The 436-nt window shown below is 59.6% G+C and carries 1 pseudogene; it reads right to left on the reverse strand.

What is annotated here, in order from left to right:
* Positions 1-436, reverse strand: a pseudogene (locus NPS47_RS25420) (hypothetical protein); the annotation flags it as partial.

Raw genomic sequence — 436 nt, forward strand, 5'->3', positions numbered from 1 at the left:
GGCCGGGCTGGGCTTTGCCCATTGCTCCGGTGGCAACGGTTGTGACCATGCCTGCACCGATTCCGGCAGCGTCGGGCGCCCCTTGCGGTGGCCCCATTCGGCCAGCAGGTAAGGCATCTTCCAGAACACAAACACCCGACGGATATACCAGAAACGCAAAGGCCATCGGGATAACTTGGTATAGCCATAGCGTTCTCGCTGCTCAGCCGTTAAATGTTCCCCGCCTTCATCCAGGCCGCCCATGGACCGCGCGTCTTCGCGTTCGATTTCAAAGGTGTGCAGCCCTTCGTAGGGCTTGAGCCGATCCCCGGTTGGAATCAACCCCAACACAGCCAGCATCGGGTTTGGCGTATCCACCAATTGACCATCTTCCATATAGTTACGGATCGACGCCCACATCCCGAGTGAATGGGCGTCGCTGGGCTGTGGCAGCAGC

Source organism: Pseudomonas putida, from assembly GCF_028682475.1.
In the GTDB taxonomy this organism is placed as follows: domain Bacteria; phylum Pseudomonadota; class Gammaproteobacteria; order Pseudomonadales; family Pseudomonadaceae; genus Aquipseudomonas; species Aquipseudomonas putida_AG.